Annotated in this window: 17 protein-coding genes; 14 read left to right on the top strand and 3 right to left on the bottom strand. The window is 63.6% G+C overall.

Annotation, left to right across the window (positions count from 1 at the left end; translation table 11 throughout):
- The first annotated feature begins 130 nt into the window (after nt 1–130).
- The 8 genes from BSY17_RS03760 (at nt 131) to BSY17_RS03725 (ending at nt 10,516) form a co-directional block, all read left to right on the top strand.
- Entirely contained in the window at nt 131–787 is a 657-nt protein-coding gene (locus BSY17_RS03760) for a hydrolase (RefSeq protein WP_069064380.1), read from the top strand.
- A 73-nt stretch (nt 788–860) separates the two neighbouring features.
- Entirely contained in the window at nt 861–1,700 is an 840-nt protein-coding gene (locus tag BSY17_RS03755; RefSeq protein WP_037472719.1) for an alpha/beta fold hydrolase, read from the top strand.
- Nucleotides 1,701–1,723: 23 nt separating this feature from the next.
- Nucleotides 1,724–1,972 carry a DUF1427 family protein gene (locus BSY17_RS03750; protein ID WP_037472716.1) on the top strand — a complete coding sequence of 83 codons (249 nt, stop codon included), beginning with the start codon at nt 1,724–1,726 and terminating at the stop codon, nt 1,970–1,972.
- A complete protein-coding gene (locus tag BSY17_RS03745) occupies nt 1,969–3,894 on the top strand; it encodes an amidohydrolase (RefSeq protein WP_069064379.1) in 1,926 nt (641 codons plus the stop codon). Before BSY17_RS03750 ends, BSY17_RS03745 begins: the two co-directional genes overlap by 4 nt.
- Nucleotides 3,895–3,897: 3 nt before the next feature.
- Nucleotides 3,898–4,305, top strand: coding sequence for a DoxX family protein (locus tag BSY17_RS03740; RefSeq protein ID WP_069064378.1), 408 nt, complete (start codon nt 3,898–3,900; stop codon nt 4,303–4,305).
- Complete coding sequence (locus BSY17_RS03735) at nt 4,302–5,873, top strand: MFS transporter (protein ID WP_069064377.1); 1,572 nt, start codon at nt 4,302–4,304, stop codon at nt 5,871–5,873. Before BSY17_RS03740 ends, BSY17_RS03735 begins: the two co-directional genes overlap by 4 nt.
- On the top strand, nt 5,870–7,237 hold the full coding sequence (locus BSY17_RS03730) for an alginate export family protein (protein ID WP_069064376.1): 1,368 nt from the start codon (nt 5,870–5,872) through the stop codon (nt 7,235–7,237). The genes BSY17_RS03735 and BSY17_RS03730 overlap by 4 nt, the downstream gene beginning before the upstream one ends.
- A gap of 294 nt (nt 7,238–7,531) precedes the next feature.
- The gene (locus BSY17_RS03725) at nt 7,532–10,516 is read left to right on the top strand and encodes a TonB-dependent receptor plug domain-containing protein (protein WP_443019407.1); all 2,985 of its coding nucleotides are present in this window, start codon (nt 7,532–7,534) and stop codon (nt 10,514–10,516) included.
- Nucleotides 10,517–10,582: 66 nt separating this feature from the next.
- Here BSY17_RS03725 and BSY17_RS03720 read toward each other — a convergent pair whose 3' ends face one another.
- Nucleotides 10,583–11,536 (bottom strand): LacI family DNA-binding transcriptional regulator, encoded by a 954-nt coding sequence (locus BSY17_RS03720; RefSeq protein WP_069064521.1) that lies wholly within the window; start codon nt 11,534–11,536, stop codon nt 10,583–10,585.
- A gap of 296 nt (nt 11,537–11,832) precedes the next feature.
- Between BSY17_RS03720 and BSY17_RS03715 the strand changes: the two genes are divergently transcribed.
- Nucleotides 11,833–13,020, top strand: a complete 1,188-nt coding sequence (locus BSY17_RS03715; RefSeq protein ID WP_069064520.1) for an MFS transporter — start codon at nt 11,833–11,835, stop codon at nt 13,018–13,020.
- Nucleotides 13,017–14,627, top strand: a complete 1,611-nt coding sequence (locus BSY17_RS03710; RefSeq protein WP_069064375.1) for a glycoside hydrolase family 43 protein — start codon at nt 13,017–13,019, stop codon at nt 14,625–14,627. Before BSY17_RS03715 ends, BSY17_RS03710 begins: the two co-directional genes overlap by 4 nt.
- Nucleotides 14,628–14,678: 51 nt before the next feature.
- Here the strand turns inward: BSY17_RS03710 and BSY17_RS03705 are convergent, their stop codons facing one another.
- Nucleotides 14,679–17,909, bottom strand: coding sequence for a glycoside hydrolase family 2 TIM barrel-domain containing protein (locus BSY17_RS03705; protein ID WP_069064374.1), 3,231 nt, complete (start codon nt 17,907–17,909; stop codon nt 14,679–14,681).
- A 213-nt stretch (nt 17,910–18,122) separates the two neighbouring features.
- Between BSY17_RS03705 and BSY17_RS03700 the strand changes: the two genes are divergently transcribed.
- From BSY17_RS03700 to BSY17_RS03690, 3 genes are read left to right on the top strand one after another with little or no spacing between them, the layout of a single operon-like run.
- On the top strand, nt 18,123–20,231 hold the full coding sequence (locus BSY17_RS03700) for a TonB-dependent siderophore receptor (protein WP_069064373.1): 2,109 nt from the start codon (nt 18,123–18,125) through the stop codon (nt 20,229–20,231).
- Nucleotides 20,231–20,800: a hypothetical protein gene (locus BSY17_RS03695; protein ID WP_069064372.1), complete on the top strand. Its 570-nt coding sequence runs from the start codon at nt 20,231–20,233 to the stop codon at nt 20,798–20,800. Before BSY17_RS03700 ends, BSY17_RS03695 begins: the two co-directional genes overlap by 1 nt.
- Entirely contained in the window at nt 20,797–22,167 is a 1,371-nt protein-coding gene (locus BSY17_RS03690; RefSeq protein ID WP_069064371.1) for a PepSY-associated TM helix domain-containing protein, read from the top strand. Before BSY17_RS03695 ends, BSY17_RS03690 begins: the two co-directional genes overlap by 4 nt.
- Here BSY17_RS03690 and BSY17_RS03685 read toward each other — a convergent pair.
- Nucleotides 22,151–23,074 carry a LysR family transcriptional regulator gene (locus BSY17_RS03685; protein WP_069064370.1) on the bottom strand — a complete coding sequence of 308 codons (924 nt, stop codon included), beginning with the start codon at nt 23,072–23,074 and terminating at the stop codon, nt 22,151–22,153. The two genes, BSY17_RS03690 and BSY17_RS03685, sit on opposite strands and share 17 nt — an antisense overlap.
- 131 nt (nt 23,075–23,205) lie before the next feature.
- On the opposite strand from BSY17_RS03685, the gene BSY17_RS03680 reads away from it, so the two are divergent.
- Nucleotides 23,206–24,642, top strand: a complete 1,437-nt coding sequence (locus tag BSY17_RS03680; protein ID WP_083217005.1) for an aldehyde dehydrogenase family protein — start codon at nt 23,206–23,208, stop codon at nt 24,640–24,642.
- Nucleotides 24,643–24,765 lie beyond the last annotated feature (123 nt).

Here is a 24,765-nt window from a genome sequence, read left to right as displayed (position 1 = left end):
CTTGCCAGTGTGGGGACAAGCGGTCGTCGGGTGTAATCATTGCCCCTGCCGATCGTCGCCGTGACGATCGCCTTGCAGGAAGCGCCTATTGCTGCCCCCCATTCCTGTCCTCGTCGAAAGGATATTGTCCATGCCTACCGCAACCGCCACACCGGCAACCGCCTTGCTGTCGCCATCCGATCATGCGCTCGTGCTGATCGATTTCCAGTCGCAAATGGCCTTCGCCACCAAGTCGATCGCGCCCGAACTGCTGCGCAACAATGCCGCGCTGGTTGCCAGTTCCGCAGCCGGGTTCAACGTCCCCACCATACTGACCACGGTTGCCGAAAAGAGCTTTTCCGGCCCGATGTTCACCGAGATTACCGATCCCTTTCCGGGCCAGGCGATGCTCGACCGCACGTCGATGAACACATGGGAAGATGCCGCCGTGATCGAAGAGATCAACCGCATTGGGAAAGGCCGGATCGTGCTGGCGGGCCTGTGGACCAGCGTCTGCATCGTCGGCCCGGCCCTGTCCGCGCTGGAGCAAGGATTTGAAGTCTATGTCATCACCGACGCCTGCGGCGACATTTCTGAAGAAGCGCATGAGCGTGCTGTCGCGCGGATGATCCAGGCAGGTGCCCGCCCAATCACGGCGCTGCAATATCTGCTCGAACTCCAGCGCGACTGGGCGCGGGGCGAAACCTATGATCTCACGACCGGCATCGCCCGCAAATGGGGCGGCGGCTACGGCATCGGCATCACCTATGCCAAGACCATGTTCGGCGCGTCCGAAGGCGGTCACTGATACCGGCACCCTGACCGGATCACGCTCGATCCGGTCATGGCTCTAACCCAATTTCTTCCACCGGAGATTTCCCATGAGCAGTTTCATCACCACCACGGACGGCGTCGATATCTTCTACAAGGATTGGGGCAGCAAGGATGCCCAGCCGATCATGTTCCACCATGGCTGGCCGCTCTCGTCGGACGACTGGGACGCGCAAATGCTATTCTTCCTGGCCAAGGGTTATCGCGTCGTCGCGCATGACCGTCGCGGTCATGGACGCTCCGCCCAGGTCGATTTCGGCCATGACATGGCGCATTATGCTGCCGACGCGGCAGCGGTCGCGGATCATCTCGACCTGCGCAACGCCGTCCATATCGGCCATTCGACTGGCGGCGGCGAAGTGGCGGCCTATGTCGCGCGCCATGGCCTGCCCAATGGGCGCGTTGCCAAGGCGGTGCTGGTGAGCGCCGTGCCGCCGATCATGCTGGCGACCGATCGCTATCCCGGCGGCCTGCCGATCGCGACGTTCGATGGGTTCCGCGCTGCGCTGGCCGCCAATCGCACGCAATTTTTCCGCGATGTCGCGGCCGGGCCTTTCTATGGCTTCAATCGCGACGGGGCGACCGTGCTGCCCGCCGTGATCGACAATTGGTGGCGGCAGGGGATGATGGGCAGCGCGCTTGCCCATTATGCGGGCATCAAGGCCTTTTCCGAAACCGACCAGACCGATGACCTCAAGGCGATCACCGTGCCGACCCTCGTCCTGCATGGCGATGATGACCAGATCGTGCCGTATGAAAATGCGGCCGTGCTGCAGGCGCAATTGCTGCCCGACGCGACGCTGAAACTTTACGAAGGCTATCCGCACGGCATGCTCACGGTGAATGCCGACGTGCTGAACGCCGACATCCTCGCCTTCATCAAGGCCTGACGCCAGAACGGGAGAACGACGCCATGAAAGCCTATTGTCTTGCGCTGGGTGCCGGGCTGCTGGTCGGTATCGTCTACAGCCTCTTGGGTGTTCGTTCTCCCGCCCCGCCGCTCATCGCGCTGGTCGGGTTGGCGGGGATATTGGTGGGGGAGCAGCTGATCCCCATCGCCAAGCGCCTCGCCAGCCTACCCGAACTGACCCGCTTCGTCGCCACCGACTGCGCCCATCATGTGCTGGGCAAATTGCCTGCCAATTCAGGGCGCGACGCATGATCACCCGTCGACAGGCGCTGGCCAGTGCCGCCTCGACCGCCCTGATGACCGCCACGGAGAGTTTCGCCATGACCGCCAAAGACATGATCCTGATCAATGCGAAAGTGACGACGCTGGACCGCGAAAATCCGGTGGCGGAAGCGGTCGCTATCCGCGACGGCAAATTCCTGGCCGTGGGCCGCGAACAGGATGTCCGCGCCGCCGCCGGGCCGGACGCCACCGTCATCGACGCGCAGGGCCGTCGCCTGATCCCCGGCCTGATTGACAGCCATATTCACGTCATCCGGGGTGGCCTCAATTATAATATGGAATTGCGCTGGGAAGGCGTGCCGAGCCTGTCCGAAGCCATGGCCATGCTCAAACGGCAGGCTGAAAATACGCCGCCACCGCAATGGGTGCGCGTGGTCGGCGGCTTTACCGAACATCAGTTCGCCGAAAAACGCCTGCCCACCATATCGGAGATCAATGCGGCCGCGCCTGACACGCCCGTTTTCATCCTGCATCTCTATGACCGCGCGCTGCTGAACGCGGCTGCGTTGCGCGCCGTGGGCTATACCAGGGATACGCCCAATCCGCCGGGTGGCGAGATCGTTCGTGATGCGCAGGGCAACCCGACCGGCCTGCTGCTGGCCCAGCCCAATGCCATGATCCTCTATGCGACGCTGGCCAAGGGACCGAAGCTGCCGCCCGACTATCAACTCAACAGCACGAAGCATTTCATGCGTGAGCTGAATTCGCTCGGCGTCACCAGCGTCATCGACGCGGGCGGGGGATCGCAAAACTACCCGGACGATTATGCGATCGTTGAGAAGCTGCATCAGGATGGCGAACTGACGCTGCGCATCGCCTATAATCTCTTCACCCAAAAACCCAAGGAAGAGCTGAAGGATTTCGCGAGCTGGTCGACTCAGATCAAGCCGGGCGATGGCGACGACAGCTATCGCCACAATGGCGCGGGCGAGATGCTGGTCTATTCCGCCGCCGATTTCGAGGATTTCCGTGTCGCCCGCCCCGATATGGCGCCGGAGATGGAGGGCGACCTGGAGCCGGTCATCCGCCTGCTCGCTGAGCGCCGCTGGCCCTGGCGGCTGCATGCGACCTATGACCAGACGATCGGCCGCGCGCTCGATGTGTTCGAAAAGGTGAACAAGGATATTCCGCTCACCGGCCTCAACTGGTTCTTCGACCATGCCGAAACGATCAGCGACCGGAATATCGACCGGGTCGCGGCCTTGGGCGGCGGGATCGCGGTGCAGCATCGCATGGCCTTCCAGGGCGAATATTTCGTCGAACGCTATGGTGCCAAGGCGGCAGAAGCGACGCCGCCGATCGCCAAGATGATGGCGGCGGGCATTCCGGTCGGCGCCGGCACGGACGCGACCCGCGTCGCGAGCTACAACCCCTGGGTATCGCTTAGCTGGCTGGTGACGTCGAAGACGGTCGGGGGCTTGCGGCTCTATCCCGTCCGCAACCGGCTCGACCGCGAAACCGCGCTGCGGCTGTGGACGGAAAGGAACACATGGTTCTCGAACGAGGTCGGCAAGAAGGGGCAGATCAAAGCCGGGCAACTGGCCGATCTCGCCTTGCTGTCGGACGATTATTTCAGCGTGCCGGAAGATGACATCGCCCTGCTGCGATCCGTGCTGACGGTGCTGGGTGGTAGAATCGTCTATGGCGAAGGAGAGTTCGGCCCACTCGCACCGACCGCACCCAAGGCTATGCCCGACTGGTCGCCGGTCGCGACCTTCGGCGGCCATTATCGCCGTGACGACATGGCGGCTAAGCTGGCCTCGGCCTGCGGCTGCGCATCTGGCTGCGCCGTCCATGGCCATGACCATGCCGCTGCCCTTGGCGCGCAAGTGCCCGCCGCTGACGTCCAGAGCTTCTGGGGTGCGGTCGGCTGCGGCTGCTGGGCGGTTTAAGTCATGGCCCCGCGTCCCATCGCCGCCTTGCTGGCCGATCGCCGTTTCGCGACCGGCGCGGCCATTCTGCTGACCCTGCCTTATTGGACCAGCGGCATCGCCAAGCTGATCGACTGGAACGGCGCGCTGGCCGAAGCGGCACATTTCGGGTTGCAGCCCCCGGCCGGGGTGGCGGCGCTGACGATCCTGGTCCAGATCGGCGCATCGCTGCTGATCATCATGGGGCGGCAGGCGTGGCTGGGGGCCGGTGCGCTCGGCCTGTTCACGGCCTTGGCGACGGGAATCGCGCATCCCTTCTGGCAGATGGCTGATCCGGTCGCGCGCTTTCATGAGCGGGTGACTTTCTTGGAGCATATCGGCCTGATCGGCGGGCTGATGATGGCCGCGATCCTACGAGAGCGCGGCCAATGACCGCCACAGACGACAAGCCGCTCGCGTGTCCTGTCTTTCGCGCTTTGTGGATCGCGACGATCGTGTCGAACATCGGCACATGGATGCATGATGTCGGCGCGGGCTGGCTCATGACGTCGCTGTCCAACGACCCGCTGATGGTGGCGCTCGTCCAAGCCGCGACGACCCTGCCCATGTTTCTCTTCGCGCTCCCCGCCGGGGCGCTCGCCGATATCGTGGACCGACGCAAGCTGCTGATCGGCGCGCAACTGTTCGGCCTGGTCGCGACCATCATCCTCGCGATCGCGACCGCGAGCGGGCTCACGACGCCATGGGTGCTGCTGACGCTGACCGCCGCGATTGCTGTTGGGGCGGCGCTGTCGGCCCCGACCTTTCAGGCGATCGTGCCCGAACTGGTGCCTGGCCCCGCCTTGCAACAGGCAGTCGCGCTCAACAGCCTGGGCGTCAACATCGCCCGTGCGATCGGCCCCGCCATGGGCGGCCTCATCATCGCCATCGCCGGGAGCGCCGCTGTTTTCGCGCTCAATGCGGTGTCAGTGCTGGGCGTGATCATCGTCATGCTCCGCTGGCGTCGGGAGGGTGCGACGCGGCATCTGCCTGCCGAACATTTTGTCGGCGCGATGCGGGCCGGCCTGCGCTACGCCCTGCGCGCGCCGGAATTGCAGGTCGTGCTGATCCGTTCGGTCGGCTTCTTCCTGTTCGCGAGCGGCCTATGGGCGCTGTTGCCGATTGTCGCGCGGCGCGACCTCGCGCTGGGACCAGCGGGCTATGGCGGGTTGCTGGCCTTCATGGGGCTGGGCGCGGTCGCTGGTGCGATCCTCATGCCCCGATTGCGCGCGCGCCTGGGGGCCAATCGCACGACGGTAGCGGCATCCGTGCTGCTGGCGGCGGCGATGGCGGGCCTTTCCTGGTCGAGCAATTTCCTGGCGGCGGCGATGGCGGTAGGGGCGGGCGGCTTCGCATGGATCGCGATGATGGCCGCGCTGAACGGCGGGGCGCAGGCCCGCTCGCCGGGCTGGGTGAAGGCGCGCGCGCTGGCCATCTACCTGCTGGTCTTTCAGGGGTCGATGACCGCTGGCGCTATGATGTGGGGTAGCATTGCGGGGCAAATCGGGGTTCCGGCGACCTTGATGCTGGCGGCCGCGGCGCTGGTCCTCGCGTCGCTGCTGCTCGCCTGGCGCTATCCGCTCGACAGCGCGGCCCGGTTCGACCTTTCGCCCTCGCTCCACTGGCCCGCGCCCATGATCGAAGCGGTGATCGAGCAGGATCGCGGCCCCGTGCTGGTGACGATCGAATATCGCATCGACCCGGTCCTGGTGCCCGACTTCTTCGCCGCGATGCAGGACATGCGCCGCATCCGTCGCCGCGATGGCGCGATCCATTGGGGCGTCTATGAGGATGTCGCGCAGCCCGGCCGGGTGGTTGAAACCTTCACCGTCGAAAGCTGGCTCGAACATCTGCGCCAGCATGAGCGGGTGACCAATGCCGACCGGGTGCAGCAGGACGCGGTGCGGGCATTTCAGGTGGATGCCGTGCCGCCTTTGGTCCGCCACCTCGTCGCGCGATGATCCGGGCGCTGCTGCTGGCGGCTTTGCTAGGCCTGCCGTCGGTTGCCGAGGCACAGGTCGCGCAGACCAACCCGCGCTATGACGAGGACTGGACGCCGTTGCGCGGAACCCCCGACCGCCGCGCCGACTGGTGGGCGCCGTTGGACCGGCCGCTGGATGAAGACGGTCGTTTCACGCTGACCTTGGGCGCGGAAGCGCGGGTCCGCTATGAGGGCTTTGCCGACAATCTTTGGGGCGCGCCGCCCGCTCCGGACGATGGCTATCTCTGGTTGCGTGTCATGCCCCTTGCCGACCTGCATGCCGGCCCCGTGCGTGTCTTCGTCCAGGGGATTGGCGGCTATGCCAGAGGCGTGGGCGCGGGAGCAGGACCGGCGGATGAAACCGGCCTGGACCTGCTTCAAGGCTTTGCCGATATCCAGCTACCCATCGGCGATCAAGCGTCGCTGACGCTGCGCGCTGGGCGCGAATTGATTGCGCTTGGATCGGAGCGGCTGGTCGGTTTGCGCTATGGCCCCAACATCCCGCAGCCTTTCGACGGCGTCCGGCTGATGCTGGAGCGGGGCAACAGCCGGATCGAAGCCTTCCAGGGAAAGCCCGTCGCGGTGCAGTCCGGCAATTTTGATGACCGCCGTTCGCCGACCAAACAGCTTGACGGCTTTTATGTCACCACACCCCTGGCGACAGGCGTGAAAGTCGATCTTTACGCCCTCCGTTACAGCGACGCCGCCGCCCGCTATGCCAATATGATCGCGCGCGAACGACGGCAAACCTATGGCGTCAGGCTGTTCGGCACCCATGCGGCACTGGGCTGGAACTGGGAAGCGATGCTCCAGCGCGGTCGGTTCGGCTCGCAGTCCATCAAAGCCTGGTCGATTGCGACCGAAACCAGCTATGCGTTTGCCGAAACCCCGCTCAAACCCCGCCTTCGCCTGCGCGCCAATGCCGCCAGTGGCGACGATGACCCGAGGGACAACCGGCTGGGTACGTTCAACGCGCTGTTTCCCAAGGGCAAATATTTCGGCGAACTGACGCTCATCGGCCCGCGCAATATCCTCAACCTGCATCCCAGCATCGATGTCGATCTGGGTCGTGGGCTCACCGTCGAAATGACGGCAATCGCCTATTGGCGCTTCAGTCGCGGGGACGGCATTTATGATGTCCCCGGCCAATTGATCCGCGCCGCAGGGCAGGGGGCATCCCGGTACATCGGCAATCAGGTCGAACTGTCGGCCAACTGGCAGGCCAGCACGATCCTGTCCGTCTCCGCTTCGGCATCGCTGTTCCGCGCTGGCGACTTCCTGCGCCAGACCGGCCCCGCCCGCCCCATCCGCATGGTGGGAACGGAAATCATGTTCCGCTTCTAAAAGCCGGTCGGAAAAATCCTGTCTTTTTAACAACCTGTCGTTCTTCCCACGGCTGTCTGCGATGCCGTTGGCAGTTGCCCGAAGCGAAATGGCCGACATAAATGTCAGTGGTCTGCCATAAGATTGTTGACAGCTTCGGGCCGTCACAATAAATCGGGTTAACGTTACCATTCTGATTTTCGGCAGGGCGGATGATCTGACTGTTCCAGCCGTTCGGCACGCGAATGCAGGCTTAGGGTGATTTCGCGGGTTCAGTTATAAATATCCAATAAATACAAAGACTGGGAGATGGACATGATACGGAAAACGACGGCACAATATGGGCTGAAATGGCGGCGCGCCTATGTGGCCACCGGCTCTATGATAGCGATAGCATCGAATCTAGCCCTGCCATCCGTGGCGCTGGCGCAGCAGGCTCCGCAGCCCGCCGCCACGCAATCGGAAGCGCCGCAATCGGCACCGGCCGCGCCCACCCCGACGAACCAGGATATCGTGGTCACCGGATCGCGCATCACGTCAAACGGCTTCAATGCGCCCACGCCCACCACCATGATCGGCACTGAGCAGATTGAGGCAAATGCGCAGCCCAATATCTTCACCACCATCGCCCAATTGCCCTCGCTGCAGGGATCGACCGGCTCCACGGTCAATACGTTCAGCACGTCGAGCGGCCAGCAGGGGCTGTCCTCCTTCTCGCTGCGTGGCCTGGGGCCGATCCGCACCCTGACGCTCTTGGACGGTCAGCGCGTCGTCGGTGCCAATGTCACCGGCGTTCCCGATGTCAGCCTCTTCCCGCAACTGCTCATCAAGCAGGTCGATGTCGTCAATGGCGGCGCTTCGGCCTCCTATGGCTCGGACGCTGTGGGCGGGGTCGTGAACTTCATCACCGACACGCGCTTCGAAGGGTTCAAGGGCAACGTCCAGGGCGGCGTGTCCACCTATGGCGATAATGAGCAATATCTCGTCCAACTGGCGGCGGGCAAAAGCTTTCTCGACGGCCGCCTGCGCGCCGTCGTCAGCGCCGAATATGGCGATGAGGCTGGCGTCGGCGGCGGTGATTTCGGCATCGGGCTGGCCGGTGGCCGTGACTGGTTCAAGCAGACCACGCTGATCAATCGCAACGCGCTCAACGACGGATCGCCCCAATATCTGCTGCTCGATAATGCGCAGCCCTATAATTATACTAAATATGGCCTGATCACTGCGGGGCCGTTGCAGGGCATCGCCTTCGACCAGGCAGGCAATCCGTTCCAGTTCCAATATGGTTCCAACGGCACGCCGTCCGGCAACGCATCGGGCGCGGTCAATGGCTGTTATCCCGGCTTCTGCATCGGCGGCGATCTGTCGGGCAATGTCGATGCCGGTCGATCGCTGCAATCGAGCATCAAGCGGCTCAATACCTACGGCCGCCTGGGCTTCGAATTTGCCCCCGACAATGAAATCTACGGGACCGTCAACATCGCGCAGGTGAAAACCAACAACCAGCCGGTTGGGGGCATGAACCGGCCCAACCTGACGATCGAATGCAGCAATCCCTTCGTGCCGGCATCAGTGCAGCAGGCGTGCGCCACGGCGGGCATCACCAATTTCGCCTATGGCACCAGCAATGCGGCGCTGGGCAATACGCAGGTCTATACCGACCGCCGCCAATATCGCTTCGTCGCTGGCGCGAAGGGTCGCGTGCCGGTTGCCGGGTCGGACTGGACCTATGATGCCTATTATCAGCATGGCACCAATTATACCGACGTCGATGTCACCAACATCATGCTGTCCCGCCGCTTCAACCAGGCGATTCAGGCGGTGACGCTGAACGGCGCGATCGTCTGCGCCGATCCGGTCGCCAGAGCCAATGGCTGCGTGCCCCTCAACATCCTGGGCGGCGCACCGCCATCGGCCGCAGCCCTGTCCTACATCATGCCCGAAAACGGTCCCTATCAGCGGACCCGCCAGACGCAGGATGTGGTCAGTCTCAATTTCTCCGGCTCGCCCTTCGACCTTTGGGCAGGACCGCTTTCGGTCGCGTTCGGCGCGGAATATCGCCATGAATATTATAAGGTCACGGCCGACCCCTATGGTGCGGGCGTGTCCGACCTGTCGCCCAATAATAGCGAATATCCCGCCGATCCCGCGCTGTTGACCGATGGCAACAACTGGTATGCGGGCAATTACAAGAATGGCCAGGGTGCCTACAGCGTCAAGGAAGCCTTTGTCGAAGTCGACCTTCCGCTGTTCGACAGCAGCTCTGTCGGCCGTGCCAATATCAATGCCGCAGCACGCGTAACGGACTATAGCACGTCGGGAACGGTGTGGGCCTGGAAGGTCGGCGGCACCTGGGATCTGCCGATTGAGGGGCTGCGTCTACGCGGTGTCGCCTCGCGCGATGTGCGCGCGCCCAACCTGTCGGAACTGTTCGCAGCGCCCGTCACCACCACCTTGCCCAATTTCTTCGACCCCTTCCGCAACGTCAACGTGCTCGCCATTCAGAATCAGATCGGCAATACCGACCTGACACCGGAAATCGCGCGCAACACGACCTTTGGCGTGGCGCTGGCCAATGCCCCCTGGTTGCCCGGCGTCAGCCTGTCGGTGGATTATTACAAGATCAACCTGACCGACGTGATTTCCAGCCTGGGCGCTGGCGACATCGTCAATCTCTGCTTCCGCGAAATCCTGCCCGATGCTTGCAATGCGTTCAATCTGAACAACCAGAACGGGCCGAACTTCATCAATGTCCAGGCCTTCAACCTGGCGTCGATCAAGACCGAGGGCATCGATATCGAAGCCAGCTATGTGTGGCAGCAGCCACTGGGGCTGGACGGCACATTGACGTTGCGCGCACTGGCGACCCATATCCGCAAGTTCGTGACCGACAATGGCCTGTTTGGTTCGGTTCCGTTGGACTCGGCGGGCGCGAACCTGGGCAATACGCCCGACTGGAAGTGGCTGGCGATCCAGACCTACGCCACTGACACCTTCTCCATCTATGTTCAGGAACGCTGGTTTTCCGACGGCGTGCTGGGCAAACAATATGTCGAATGTCAGCCCGGCAGCTGCCCGGCGTCGACCAACAATAATCCAACGATCGACAATAATTTCATGCCCGGCGCCTTTTACATGGACATAGGCGGCACCTATAATCTGACGCCTGCGATCACCGCCTATGCCAAGGTCGACAATCTGTTCGATCGTGACCCGGCACGCTCGCCCTATTTCGCCAATCCCGCTCTCTATGATGTCGTGGGCCGCATGTATCGTGCCGGTGTGCGCTTCAAATTCTGACCTTTACCGATACGGTCGGCGGTGCGACCTCCCCCTGCACCCGCCGATCGAAACGGCCGCCATCGTCTATCCCGCGATGGCGGCCGTCGATTGCCGCTCGATAAGCTGATGGCCCAACAGGCATTTGGGATGGCGCACCTTGCGCGAGGTGCTGATTTCCTGGGTCAAAAGGCGCAACGCTTCGGCCGCCAGTTCGCGCACGGGCTGGCGGATCGTCGTGAGCGGCGGCCACAGCGTCACCGCGGCGGTGGTATCGTCAAAGCCGACCACGGTCAGGTCTTCGGGCACGGACAGGTGGCGGCGATGAGCGACGGAGACGACCGCAGCGGCCATGTCGTCATTGCTCGCGAAGATGGCGGTCGGCGGATGGTCGATATCCAGCAACTGCTCGCCCGCCAGCAAGCCGGACGTATAGGAGAAGTCCCCTTGGACCAATATTGTCTCGATACCCCCGGCCTCATGCACGGCGGCGTCGAACCCTGCCAGCCGGTCTTCGCTGGCGGACTGGCCGGGATTGCCGATGATGAAACCGATGCGACGATGGCCAAGGCCGATCAGATGTCTGGTCATGTCATAGGCTGCCGCCCGATCGTCGATCCGCACGCAGATCGCATCGCGCGCATAGCCACCCACGACCGCCATCGGCAGTTGCGCCAGGTGGATGGGGTCGCGCACCACGCGCGATTCCCCCAACGGCGGTGCGATGATGATGCCGCCAACGCCGGATCCGATCAGCCGATGGATCGCTTCTGGCGGCGGCGGGCGACCATCCTGCCCGCCCAGCAGCGTCAATTGCGCGCCCATGACCGACGCTTCCTCGAACACGCCGATCAGGAAATCATGCATGAAAGCGGCGCTCGGATTGGAATAGATCACGCCGATCCGCACTTCGCGCGACGTCACCAGCGCGCGGGCCGCGACATTGGGCGTATAGTTCAGCTCCGCAATGGCGGCGTTGACCGCCAGACGGGTTTCGGCGCGCACCTTACCATTGCCGTTGATAACGCGCGACACGGTCATCGCGGACACGCCTGCACGCTTGGCGACATCGACCACGGTCGCGCTGCGCTGCTGAGGATGGGGAGGCTTCAAGATCATCCTTTCGAACCAATCGCACCATTTCTAGCGAGATGGCAGGCCCGTCAAGACAAAGACGATGGCGTCCATCGGGGCGGATGCGTGGCCTCCTGCACATTAGCGCTTGCCGCGTCCGGCCGCCTTCGCCTACATCGCTATGATAACGTTAACGCAGGACATGTCTGTTGACCTATTTCCGGCATATCCGTTGGACCATCATCGGTCTGTTCGCGATCGCGATGACCATCAATTATCTCACGCGCAGCGTCCTTGGGGTGGCGGCGCCCACGATCATGGGTGAACAGGGCATCACGTCCGAACAATATTCCTGGATCACCGGCGCATTCCAGATCGGCATCATGTTTCAGCCGGTGGCAGGCTATGTCCTCGACATTGCGGGCCTGCGCTACGGCTTCACCTTCTTCGTGCTGATCTGGTCGCTCATCACCATGGCGCATGGGCTGGTGCAGGGCTGGCTCGGCTTTCTCGCGCTCCGCGGCGCGCTCGGCCTGGTCGAAGGCGGCGCGCAGCCCGCTGGCATGAAGGTCGTGTCCCAATGGTTCCCCGCTCGCGAACGCGGGACGGCAGGGGGGCTCTACCAGATCGGCGCATCGCTGGGTGCTGTCGCCGCGCCGCCGTTGGTGGCCTGGGCGGTGCTCACCCATAGCTGGCGCGCGGCCTTCTTTGTCGCTGGCGGCCTCGGTCTCGTCTGGCTCATCCTGTGGCTATTCTGGTATCAGACGCCCGCACGACATCGGGCCATCACTGCGGAAGAACGCACAAAGATCCTCGATGGCCAGGAAGCGGAGCTGCAGCAGAAGCGCAAGCGCCCGGACCTGCGCACGATGCTGCGCCGTCGCGATATGTGGGGCATCGCGCTCCCGCGCTTTCTCGCCGATCCGGTATGGGGGATGCTCTCGCTCTGGATGCCGCTCTATCTGGTGCAGGTGCGCAATTTCGATATTCAGCAGATTGCGATCTTCGCCTGGCTACCCTTCCTTGCCGCCGACCTTGGCTGTCTTGCGGGGCCAGCCCTGGTCGCCTGGCTCCAGCGGCGGGGCGTCCATCTGATCGACGCACGGCGGGGCGCCTTCACCATCGGCGCGGTGCTGATGTGTTCGATGATGTTCGTCGGCGTCGTGCAAAGCCCGGTTGCGGCCATCGCCCTGCTCTGTGTTGCGGGCTTTGCCCATCAAACCCTGTCGGTCACCGTCATCACCATGTCGGCCGACCTGTTCCCGCAGGATGAGGTGGCGACGGCCACCGGCATCGCGGGCACAGCGGCCAATCTCGGCGTGCTGATCTTCACCCTGTTGCTCGGCAGTTGGGTCGACCAGGTCGGCTATGGCCCCTTCTTCATTCTCCTTGGGCTGCTGGACCTTGTCGGCGCCGCGATACTTTGGACCTTGGTGCGAAAACCGGTATGATCTCGATTACCAATCCTATCCTGCGGGGCTTCAATCCCGATCCCTCGATCGTGCGGGTCGGCGACGACTATTATGTCGCCACTTCGACCTTCGAATGGTATCCGGGCGTGCAGATTTATCATTCCCGCGACCTCGCCAATTGGCAGCTTGTCGCCCGGCCGCTGTGCCGCCCGGAGCAACTCGACATGCGGGGCAATCCCGATTCCTGCGGGGTGTGGGCACCGGACCTGAGCTATGCCGATGGCCGGTTCCACCTGACCTATACCGACGTCAAACGCTATGGCCGCACCACCCGGTCCGACCGGACGGACGTATCGCTGCGGGACTTCCATAATTATTGGGTATGGTGCGACCGTATCGATGGCGAATGGTCCGATCCCGTCCATGTGAACAGCAGCGGCTTCGATCCCGCGCTCTTCCACGACGATGATGGCCGTAGTTGGCTGCTCAACATGTTGTGGGATCATCGCCCCGGCCACAAACGCTTCGCCGGGATCGTCATCCAGCAAATATGCCTCAAAACCGGCCGCCTTCTGGGCGAGCGGCATAACATCTTCGCTGGCAGCCCGCTGGGCTTCACCGAAGGGCCGCATCTCTACAAGCGCGACGGCTATTATCACATATTGGTGGCCGAGGGCGGGACGGAGCGCAATCATGCCGTCGTGATGGCGCGGTCGCGGTCGCTCTTTGGCCCCTATGACCTGCATCCCGATGGGCCAGTGCTGACGGCGCGCGATCAGCCCGATGGGCCGCTTGCTCGCGCTGGCCATGGCGACCTGGTGGAAACGGCGAACGGCGATCCCTGGCTCGTCTATCTCTGCGGCCGCCCGCTGCCTGCTTCCGATCGCTGCATATTGGGCCGGGAAACAGCGATCCAGCCGATGTGCTGGGGCGAGGATGGCTGGCTGCGCACCATCGACGGATCGGGCCGCCCGATGGCGTCGGTCGGCAGCGACAGTGTCGCGCGCAAACCGACAGACGATCGCGCGGATTTCGACGATCCCAACCTGCCGCCAGACTTCCAATGGCTGCGCACCCCTTACCCTGACCACATCTTCTCGCTGACCGAACGGCCGGGCCATCTGCGCCTGTTCGGGCGCGAGTCCGTGGGCAGCCATTTCACCCAGGCGCTGGTGGCGCGACGCCAGTGCGAATGGCGCTTCAGCGCGGAAACGTTGGTCGATTTCCGTCCCGCCAATTTCCAGCAGTCAGCCGGTCTGATCCATTATTATAACAGCACGAAATTCCACTATCTGCACATCACCGCCGACGATGCGGGGCAACCGGTGATCCAGATATTGTCGGTCGTGCCCGACGAGGCCCGCCCCAGTGTCACCTCGCCCGCCATCCCGATTACGCGCGGCCCTGTCTGCCTGCGGCTGGACGTGGATCATGAAACAATGCGCTTCTCTTACCGCATGGCCGATGAAGAGGCTTGGCACGAAGTTCCCGGCGATCGCGACGCGAGCATCCTGTCCGACGAAGCGACCTTGCCCTATTTGCCCAACTTCACCGGCACCTTCGTCGGCATAGCCTGTCAGGACATGGCGGGCACAGGGGCCGTCGCCGACTTCGACTATTTCCATTATGCCGAGCGAGACGGCTGACGCGAAACCAAATGGGGGCGCGCTACCGACAGGCAGCGCGCCCCTTTTGCGTTAGAAGCGGATCGGCATGTCCGTTGCGGCGGCGGGCAGCGCGCCCGTCGTCGCCGCCCCTTCCGCATCGACCGATAGCGTAAAGCCATAGCGGTGCGGCGTCACTGGAATGCGATATTGCTCCAGCGGGCGACCAAGCGCGCTCCAGCTATCAGTGCCCCCGACCCCGCTTTGCACCTTGTCGATCAACAGCGTGACGTTGCCATGTGGCTTGATATCGCTGCTGCGCCAGGTGCCGGGCGGACGTCGCGCCAGGTCGTCATAAGGAAAGGCCAGTACATTGGCGGACAGCGGCTCCATGCCCTTCACGGTCAGGGACGGCATGGTCGCGCCGCTAACCTTCATCCAGCGCACCCCGACCTTATTGCCGGTCTCCTGCGGCCGCATATAATCATGGTGCTGATCGGCGATTGCGCCGGTCCAGCGGCCCAGCGCCGCGCCGGTCTGGCGGTCGGCATAGCTTTCATGCGGCCCCTTGCCATACCATTCGACGCTCTTGAATGCAGAGGGCATGCTATAGGCGAGGCCGATGCGCAGCGGATCGGGCAGGTCCGTCTGCAACGGCGTGAACTGCGCCTCCACCGCCACCTTACCATCGCTGCGCAGGACATAGCGGTTCTCGAACCGCGCCACGCCATCGCCGACGTTGAACCGGACGCTGACGGCGACGGCGCTTTTGTCCGCCTGGTTCACCGTCACCGCTTCGACGCTGCGCTTCTCCGACGCCGTCTTCCACATCGCATGGGTGCGCGCGACGCCGGTGCCAATGTCATTGTCGATGAGCGCGCGATAGAAATGCGGCGCGCCGCCAGACAAGATGGCGCGGCCGTCCTTGCGATAGCCGATCAGCCCGGTCGCGCGGTCGATCCTCAGCTCAGACCCCGCCGCCGCCAGGACAATACTGGCCTGGTCATCGGTGATGCTGACCGGCCCGCCACCATCTGGCGCTTGCGCCATCACGGCGCCCGGCACGACGAACTGGTCCCAGGCGACCAAATGCCCCGCCGGGACCAGCGGCACCGCGCCGCCACGCGCGCGCGCGGTCAACGTCACGACATATTCGCCACCAGCCTTGCGGGTCTGTGGCAAGGCAGCGGTAATCGTGGCCTCCGATCGCGCGGCGACAGCGGGGGAGGGGATAGCCCCACGCGCCACCTCGATCCCGTCTTCCAGCAATATCCAGCCCAGATCGAAATCGGCCAGGTTGCGGAAATCATGGCGATTGATCACTGTGAACCGTCCGCTGCCCAGGTCATCAGCACGGAAGGCGATCGGCTGATAGACTTTATGCAGTTCGAACAGATGCGGATTGGGCGTGCGGTCGGGCTGGATCAGCCCATCACCAAATTCGATGTCGCCCCCCGGATTGGGACCATAAATCCCGCCCGTGCCCCAAAACGGCTCGCCCTTCTCGTCGCGCGCATGCATCGACTGATCCACCCAGTCCCACACGAAGCCGCCCTGCAATTTGCGATGGGCGTAGATGGCCTCCCAATAGTCGGCCATATTACCCCCGCTATTGCCCTGCATATGCGCATATTCGCACTGGATCAGCGGCTGGGTGAAACGCGGGTCACGGGCATAGGCGATCGTCTGGTCGACGCTATAATACATCGGCGCAAAGATATCGGCATAGGCATTGGGCTTCGGTTCGCTCAGCGTGCCCCAGCCCAGATAGTTGATCAGCCGCGTCGGGTCGCGTCGCCGCGCTTCCGCCGCCGCCTTTTCGAACGCCGGGCCGATCCCCGCCTCATTGCCCAGCGACCAGAAGATGATCGACGGATGATTCTTGTCCCGCTCGATCATATTGACCACGCGTGAGACATGGGCAGCGTCCCAAGCCGGATCATAGCCAATCTGATAAAGTTTGCGCTCGGCTTCGCCCTTCCAGCCCATTTCCATATAGGCGTGGGATTCGATATTCGCCTCGTCCATGACATAGAGGCCATATTCATCGGCCAGATCATACCAGCGCGGGTCGTTGGGATAATGCGACGTGCGTACCGCGTTGACATTGTTGCGCTTCATCATCTCCATGTCGCGCCGCATCGACGCCATCGAAATGACGTGGAACGTGTCCGGGTCATGCTCGTGCCGGTTAACGCCGCGGATCATGATCGGGCGTCCATTGACCATCAATTGCCCATCGCGGATCGCGACATCGCGAAAACCGATGCGCTGGGCGGTCGCCTGCACCACCGCACCCTTGTCGTCCAACAGCTCCAGCAGCAGCGTGTAGAGGTTGGGCGTTTCCGCCGACCAGGCGCGCACCCCCGGCAGCCGGTCGGCAACGCGCACCGTCTGTTCAGCCGTGCCCGACACGACCGCGACCGTTCGGCGCGACAAGGTCTGCTCGCCATCCATCACCGTTGCGCGCATGGTCATCGGCCCGCTGCCGGGCAGCACCTTCGCCACCACCTCCAGCGTCCCGTCGCGCCAATCCTGCGTCAATCCCGCCCGCACCGCGAAATCGCGGATGCGCGTCTTCGGTGCCGCCATCAGGAAAACTTCGCGCTCGATACCCGATACGCGCCAGAAATCCTGATCCTCCAGATAGGAACCGTCCGACCAGCGATAGATGCGGATCGCGATGCTGTTCTTGCCGGGGCGCAGGAAGCGCGAGACGTTGAACTCGGACGGCAGCTTGCTGTCCTCGCTATAGCCGACCTGCTGTCCGTTGACCCAGACATAATAGGCCGAACCCGCAGCGCCGATGTGCAATATCACATCCTCGCCCGCCCAGTCCGGCGGCACATCGACATCGCGGCGATACGACCCCACCGGATTGCGATCATGCGGGATCAGCGGCCGGTTCGCGGGGAAGGGGTAGGTGATATTATTGTAGCGTGCCTGGTCATAGCCTTCCGCCTGCCAGTCGGCCGGCACGCTTATGCTCTTCCATCCCGACGCATCAAAATCATCGCGGAAGAAATCCGACGGTGCCCCATCGACATTGGGCGAGAAATGAAACTGCCACTGGCCATTGAGCGACAGGAAACGGCGCGATGCCGTGCGATCCCCCGCCAGTGCGCGCGCGCTGTCCTCAAACGGGAAACCGGTGGCGCGCGCAGGCTCCTTGCCGCGTTCGAAGACCGCCGGATTTTCCCAGTCGGGACGGCTATTGTCGATTTGCGGGGTCAGCGGAACGGCGGGCCGACTCTGCGCGCCAACCGGCGCTGCCATCAATAGGGGAGTGAGACCCGTCAACCAGGTTGCAGCTTTTCTCTTCATAGGCTCCCTCCATCATACGGCATCTGTTCCGATGCGTGGTAACGCTCACATAGCAGGCGCATAGCCCGCTTGCCAGCTTCGCTTACCTATGTCTGTGTGCCCAAGATCGGCATATCGCGATAGGGCAAAAGAGACTTGCGAATGATAGTGGTTCGCATTAGTAGCGGCCCGACAGGGTAGTCCTACGCCCACTATTTGCATAAAAGGGATTTTATGAAGGCCGCAAAGCTCGCGCTGTGCCTCTGCACCGCCATGACCGTCACGCCATCCTTCGCGCAGGCACCGGACGCTGCGGAGGGCGCGGACCAGTCCAGCATCGTCGTCACCGCGGTCGCTGGCCAGTCGAGCGGCGCGGGCACGAAAACCGACGTGCCCCTTATCGAAACGCCCCAGCCGATCAGCATCATCAACGCCGAAACCTATCAGGCGCAAGGCGCGATCTCGATCGCCGACACGCTGCGCTATGTGTCGGGCGTGGTCGCCAACCCCTATGGCGCGGACGGCCGCGAGGACGGAGCATTCATTCGCGGCATTTCCCCGCTCCAGTTCCGCGATGGTATGCGCGACCTGTTCAGCTATTTCGCCAATATCCGGTCCGACCCCTATAATTTCTCGCAAGTCGAAGTCGTGCGCGGCCCGGCCTCCGTGCTGTTCGGGTCAGGCTCGATCGGCGGCCTCATCAACACCGTATCAAAGCGGCCCGATTATGAAACGCATGGCGAAATGTCGGTCCGCTATGGCTCGTTCGACCGCAAGGAGATATTGGGCGACGTCACGGGATCGCTGACCGACGGCATCGCCGCGCGGCTGGTCGCGCGGGTCCGCGATGCCGATACGCAGGTCGATCATGTCTCCGACGACCGCGTGATGCTCGCCCCCTCGCTGCGCTTCAAGCTCGGCGAACAGACCGAACTGACGCTGCTCGGCCTCTATCAGGAAGATGATGGCGGCTCGATCTCGCAGTTCCTGCCGATCGTCGGCACGCTCGCGCCCAACCCCAATGGCCAACTGCCCAACAATACTTTCATCGGCAAGCCCGGTTGGGATCGCTATGACGGCCGTACCCTGCAGGGCACGGCTCTGCTGGAACATCGCTTCAACGACAATGTCCGCCTGAACCTCAAGGCGCGGGTGATCGATTCCGATCTCACCTATTTCACCCATTATCCCAACAGCTACAGCAATCCCGCCAATCCCTATCTCGACTCCGCGCAGCGCGTGATCGGCCTCTATGCCGATGGCAGCTATGCCAGCACCGATGTCTTTTCGACCGACAATAATGTGCGGATCGACTTCAACACCGGCGACGCGATCGAACATATCCTGCTCGCGGGCGTCGACTATAGCTGGAACCGGGTGCGCAAATTGGGCGGGGCCGCGTTTGAAACGATCGACATTTACGACATCGATTATGCGTCCCTGTCCGACTATGGCGGCGGCATTCCGCAGCCGGGCGATGCGGGCTATCTCTACGGCACCAACAGCAATGTGACCCAGGCCCAACTCGGCTTCTATGTGCAGGACCAGATCCGCCTGTGGGATCGCGTCTCGATCGTGCTGGGCGGACGGCGCGACCATGTCGAAACCAAGAGCCTCGATCCCGCAACCAACAGCCGCACCAAGGAAACGGCGAACGCCACCTCCTTCCGCGCGGGCATCATCGCCGAAGTCGTGACCGGCTTCTCGCCCTTTTTCAGCTACACCGAATCCTTCAACCCCATTTCCGGCAGCGCCAATGACGGCACGCCCTGGAAGCCCGAACGCGGCCGCCAATATGAGGTCGGCGTCAAGCTCCACCCCGACGACCGCACCCTGCTGACCGCGACCGCCTATCATATCCGGCAGAGCAACCGCGTCATCAACCTGTCGCCAACCGTCTCGGTGCAGGCAGGCAAGGCCACGTCGAAGGGGTTCGAGATCGAAGGCCGCCGCTCACTGCCTGGCGATTATGAGATCATCGCCAATTTCAGCTACAACAAAGCCTATCTGAACGAGAGCGAGGGGCAGCAACAGCTCGACAATGTGCCCAAATATGGCGCGTCCGCCTGGGCCACCAAGACGTTCCGCATGGATGACGACAAGTCGCTGCGGCTCGGCACCGGCGTCCGCTATGTCGGCGAAAACTGGTCCGGCGGTGTCGTGCGCACCCCGTCCTACACGCTGGTCGATGCCTTGGCGGAAGTGAACTGGCGGCAATGGCGCATGTCGATCAATGCGACCAACCTGTTCAACAAGAAACATTATGCGGCCTGCCTGTCGCGCGGTGACTGCTTCATCGGGGCGGATCGCAATGTCTTCGGCACGCTGACCTACGCCTTCTGATGGCTTGGGTCTGGGCAGGATCGGCGATGACGGTGGCGGCAGTGCTGTTGCTCCGTCACGCCTGGCGGTTGCAGGGGCGGTCCATACCGCTGCTGGGTGCAGCATGGGCGCTGCTGGTCCTGGGCCTGATCGCGGCCGGGGCGGGCCATGGTGCGTGGGGCGTGTCGGTGGCGTGCCTGTCGTTGATGCTCTGCGCCTTCGCCTGCCTCGCCGTCGCGGGCTGGAACGCCCCGCGGGATAAGGCGCGGCCGTCCCAGCGGCGCGCGCATATCTTGCCCGACGCGGGCGAGCCATCCTATATCGGCCGCCGCCTGCTGACCTTCCTGATCACGGTGCCGCTGGCCCTCGTCGCATCGCTCGCCTTAGCGCTGGCTGCGCGCGTCTGGCTATCCGCCAGCGGGGCAGGGGAGGCCAATGCGAATGTCGTCACCCTGTTCCTCACGCCTTTGCTATGGTCGATCCTGATCGTGCTGCTGATGCTGGCAAAGCGGCGGCGCACGCAATGGCTCATGCTGGGCGCGCCGCTTCTGGTCGGCGGCCTGTCCATCCTGTGGGGAACAATGCTATGAGCAACGCCGACATTGCGGGCACCAAAGGCTTCGACAAGGCGACCGTTCGCGACGCGCTGTCGGCCCATGCTGCCATCGGCCTGTTGGCGGGTGCCTTCCTCTATCTCGTCTGCCTGACCGGCACGATCGTCGTCTTCTTCGCAGAATGGCAGCGCATCGAGCAGCCCACCGCCCCAGAAATGCGCGCCGTCTCACCCCAGTCGGTGCAACGCGCAGTGGAAACCGTGCTGGCGAGCGAGAAGGGCAAGCCGCTCACCACCCATCTCTACGTCCATCTGCCGACGCAAGACCTGCCGCGCACCACCATCACCACCGATCATCAGGCGGTGCATGTCGCCTCCGATGGTAGCATCGCCATGCCGGAGGAAAATGCCTGGTCAGACTATCTGCTGTCGCTCCATTATACGCTGCATCTGCCCTCGACGCTGGGCATGATCCTCGTCGGCCTCCTGGGCGTCATGATCGTGGCGCTGGCGATCTCCGGCGTGATCGCCCATCCGCGCATCTTCCGCGACGCCTTCCGCCTGCGCGCGCGCAGTAGCGGCGGTGTGGGGCTTGCCGACTGGCACAACCGGCTCGGCGTATGGACGCTGCCCTTCACCATCATGATCGCGCTGACCGGCGCGATGATCGGGCTGGCCGTCGTCACTGGCTATGGCCTGGCCGGCAGTTTCTACAAGGGCGATCTGGCAGCCGTCTACGCCCCCATCTTCGGCGGCGAAGGTGCAGCGGACAAGGCATCTGCGCCCGTCCCGGATATGGCGACCCCCATGCGCTATATGCAGGCGCATCATCCCGATGTGCATCCAAGCTACCTGATCCTGCATGATCCGCTGACCGCCGGGCAGCATGTCCAGGTCGTCGGCCTCCATCCCAACCGGCTCATCTTCGGCGAATATTATATGTTCGACGCCAAGGGTGGCTATCATGGCACGGCGGGCCTGTCCGACGGCGCGCTGGGGCAACAGGCGGCGGCATCGGCCTATAATCTCCACTTCGGCAATTATGGCGGCCTGCCGGTCAAGATCGCCTATGCGCTGTTCGGCCTTGCGCTATGCGCGATGACCGCGACCGGCACCTCGATCTGGCTCGGCAAGCGGCGACGGCGCGGCCTCGACCATCCCCGCCTGACCCGCGCCTGGGACGCCATCGTCTGGGGCAGCCCGGCGGCGCTGATGCTGACCTTCGTCCTGCGCCAAGGGATCGGCAATGACGCGCCGCTGGTCGCGGCCTTCTGGGGCCTGCTCGTCACGATCTTGGTCGTCAGCCTGGTCGTGACCGATGGCCACCGCTTTCGGCGCGGGCTTCAGATGCTCCTTGTTGCCGCCACCCTCGCAGGCTGCGTAGGATTCATCCTAGCGCTGTGAAATCCCTGCGCCACAGTGGCGCGGCCAGGCTCTCGCGCAGTACCTGCAGGAAGGCATTGGTCCGCCCGCTGCGTCCCTGCCGGGCGTGGAGCAGCGCCACCACATCGGCGGCGGGCGGCGACCAGCGCGGCAGGATCGCCTGCAACCGCCCCGCCGCCAGATCCTGCGCGACATCCCACTCGCTCCGCAAAATGATGCCCAGCCCCGCCAGCGCCCAGTCGCGGATGATCTCGCCATCATTGCTGGCCATGACCGGCTTGATCCGCACCGTCACCTTGCCCTGTTTGGGATGGGCAAAGCGCCAGAGCGTGACATCCTCGTCATTCTCGCGCAGCGCGAGGCATTGATGCGCCGTCAGATCCTGCGGCGTCTGGACTGCGGGATGCCGGGCGAGATAATCCGGGGCGGCGCACAGGATGCGGCTGTTGGGGGCGAGCGTCGTGACCAAGCGGTCGCTTTCGGGCAACGCCCCGATATGCACGACGATATCCCAATTATCGGCCAGCTGCCGGATCGGGCTGTCGGACAGCGCCAGCGTCACCGTTATCGCGGGATGCAATTTGGCAAAGTCGCGCACAACCGGCGCGACATGCCGCCTGCCAAAACCATAGGGGGCCGCTACGCGCAGATGGCCGCTGACCTGCCGGGTGCGGCTTGCCACCCGTTCCGACAATTGTTCGATCGCGCTGATGATGTCCGCCCCGTCCGACGCGATCAACTCCCCTTCGTCGGTCAGGCGCAGACCGCGCGATGTCCGGTCGATCAGCTTCACCCCCACCCGCTCCTCCAGCGCCCGCAAGCGTTGCGTGACTGCAGGTGGCGTGACATTCAACCTGCGCGCCGCCTCGGCCAGCGACGGCGCGCTGGCGATCATATGGAAAAAGCGAAGGTCATCCGTCGAAAGCATTAAGTTCCATCTTAGCTATAAATACAGAATATGTTAATTGCAGACTTCAGAAATCGGCATATTCTGCGACCCATGGCATGTCAAAACCAATGTACGGGTCGCTGTCCGTTTCATCGAAGAAAGCCTTGCTCATGACCATCCCATCCTGCGACCGGCTCTATATCGATGGGGGCTGGGTCGATCCGGTCAAACCGCTCCCGGCCATCCCGGTGATCAGCCCGGTGACCGAGCAACAGATCGGGTCGGTCGTTCAGGGCAGCGCGGCCGATGTCGACTCCGCCGTCATCGCCGCCCGCCGCGCCTTCCCTGCCTTCTCCCAGACCACCCCCGCCGAACGGATCGCCCTGCTCCGCCGGATATTGACGCTGATGGAAGAGCGGTTCGAACTCTTGGCGCAGGCGATCTGCCTGGAAATGGGATCGGCGATCGGCTTCGCCCGCGCGTCGCAGGTGCCGTTCGGCATCGCCCATGTCCGCGCCGCGATCGCCGTGCTGGAGGATTATGCCTTCCTCCGGCAGCAGGGCAGCACCGCGATCCTGCGCGAAGCGATCGGCGTCTGCGGCCTCATCACGCCCTGGAACTGGCCGCTCTACCAGGTCACGGCCAAGGTCGCGCCCGCCATCGCCGCTGGCTGCGCGGTCATCCTGAAGCCCAGCGAATTATCGCCCTTCAGCGCGCACCTCTTCGCACAGATCATGCATGACGCCGGGACACCGGCGGGCATCGTCAACCTCGTCAGTGGCACCGGCACAGAGGTCGGCGCAACGCTCGCCGCGCATCCGGGCATCGACATGATCTCGATCACCGGCTCCACCCGTGCGGGCGTACTGGTAGCGCAGGCCGCCGCCCCGACGGTCAAGCGGGTGACGCAGGAACTGGGCGGAAAGTCGCCCAACATCCTGCTGGACGATGCCGATTTCGATCGGGTCGTGCCGTTGGGCGTGGCCTCTGCCTTCCGCAATGTCGGCCAATCCTGCAGCGCTCCCACCCGGATGCTGGTGCCGACCGAAAGACTGGCGCAGGTCGAAGCGCTCGCCGCCACCGCCGCCGCTGCGTTGGTCGTCGGCGACCCCGCCTTGGACAGCACGGACCTTGGCCCGGTCGCCAATCGCAACCAGTTCGACAAGGTGCAGGCCATGATCCGCATCGGCATGACCGAAGGGGCGCGGCTGGTGTGCGGCGGTCCGGGGCGGCCCGATGGCCTGGACACGGGCTTTTTCGTCAAGCCCACCATCTTCTCCGACGTCAGCCCAGCCATGCGGATCGCGCAGGAGGAAATCTTCGGCCCCGTCCTCTGCCTCATCCCCTATGCCAACGAAGCCGACGCGGTGCGGATCGCCAACGACACGGTCTACGGCCTCGGCGCGCACGTCCAGTCGCGCGACCTGGACCGCGCCCGCGCCGTCGCCGCGCAAATCCGCGCCGGGCAAGTCCATATCAACCATCCGGCCTGGGACGGCATGGCCCCCTTTGGCGGCTATAAACAGTCGGGTAACGGCCGCGAATATGGCGTGTTCGGCCTGGAGGAATATTTGGAGACCAAGGCGATACTGGGCTATTTCCCATGACAAACATGATGATGCCAACAAGGAACCGACCGTGACGATAGCCCAAACCGTGGAACCGCCGCAGGACGAAGCGGCGCCCGCGCGCCTCGCCGATCTGGAGACGCCCTGTCTCATCCTCGACGC

It is taken from the genome of Sphingobium sp. RAC03 (assembly GCF_001713415.1).
Taxonomy (GTDB): Bacteria; Pseudomonadota; Alphaproteobacteria; order Sphingomonadales; family Sphingomonadaceae; genus Sphingobium.
This window is presented reverse-complemented; position numbering and strand designations above follow the sequence as displayed.

Coding starts and splice junctions, on each gene's coding strand:
- BSY17_RS03755 (WP_037472719.1), top strand. CDS start 861: ATGAGCAGTTTCATCACCACCACGGACGGCGTCGATATCTTCTACAAG.
- BSY17_RS03750 (WP_037472716.1), top strand. CDS start 1,724: ATGAAAGCCTATTGTCTTGCGCTGGGTGCCGGGCTGCTGGTCGGTATC.
- BSY17_RS03720 (WP_069064521.1), bottom strand. CDS start 11,536: ATGACCGTGTCGCGCGTTATCAACGGCAATGGTAAGGTGCGCGCCGAA.
- BSY17_RS03735 (WP_069064377.1), top strand. CDS start 4,302: ATGACCGCCACAGACGACAAGCCGCTCGCGTGTCCTGTCTTTCGCGCT.
- BSY17_RS03680 (WP_083217005.1), top strand. CDS start 23,206: ATGACCATCCCATCCTGCGACCGGCTCTATATCGATGGGGGCTGGGTC.
- BSY17_RS03740 (WP_069064378.1), top strand. CDS start 3,898: ATGGCCCCGCGTCCCATCGCCGCCTTGCTGGCCGATCGCCGTTTCGCG.
- BSY17_RS03695 (WP_069064372.1), top strand. CDS start 20,231: ATGGCTTGGGTCTGGGCAGGATCGGCGATGACGGTGGCGGCAGTGCTG.
- BSY17_RS03705 (WP_069064374.1), bottom strand. CDS start 17,909: ATGAAGAGAAAAGCTGCAACCTGGTTGACGGGTCTCACTCCCCTATTG.
- BSY17_RS03690 (WP_069064371.1), top strand. CDS start 20,797: ATGAGCAACGCCGACATTGCGGGCACCAAAGGCTTCGACAAGGCGACC.
- BSY17_RS03745 (WP_069064379.1), top strand. CDS start 1,969: ATGATCACCCGTCGACAGGCGCTGGCCAGTGCCGCCTCGACCGCCCTG.
- BSY17_RS03710 (WP_069064375.1), top strand. CDS start 13,017: ATGATCTCGATTACCAATCCTATCCTGCGGGGCTTCAATCCCGATCCC.
- BSY17_RS03715 (WP_069064520.1), top strand. CDS start 11,833: ATGACCATCAATTATCTCACGCGCAGCGTCCTTGGGGTGGCGGCGCCC.
- BSY17_RS03760 (WP_069064380.1), top strand. CDS start 131: ATGCCTACCGCAACCGCCACACCGGCAACCGCCTTGCTGTCGCCATCC.
- BSY17_RS03730 (WP_069064376.1), top strand. CDS start 5,870: ATGATCCGGGCGCTGCTGCTGGCGGCTTTGCTAGGCCTGCCGTCGGTT.
- BSY17_RS03700 (WP_069064373.1), top strand. CDS start 18,123: ATGAAGGCCGCAAAGCTCGCGCTGTGCCTCTGCACCGCCATGACCGTC.
- BSY17_RS03685 (WP_069064370.1), bottom strand. CDS start 23,074: ATGCTTTCGACGGATGACCTTCGCTTTTTCCATATGATCGCCAGCGCG.
- BSY17_RS03725 (WP_443019407.1), top strand. CDS start 7,532: ATGATACGGAAAACGACGGCACAATATGGGCTGAAATGGCGGCGCGCC.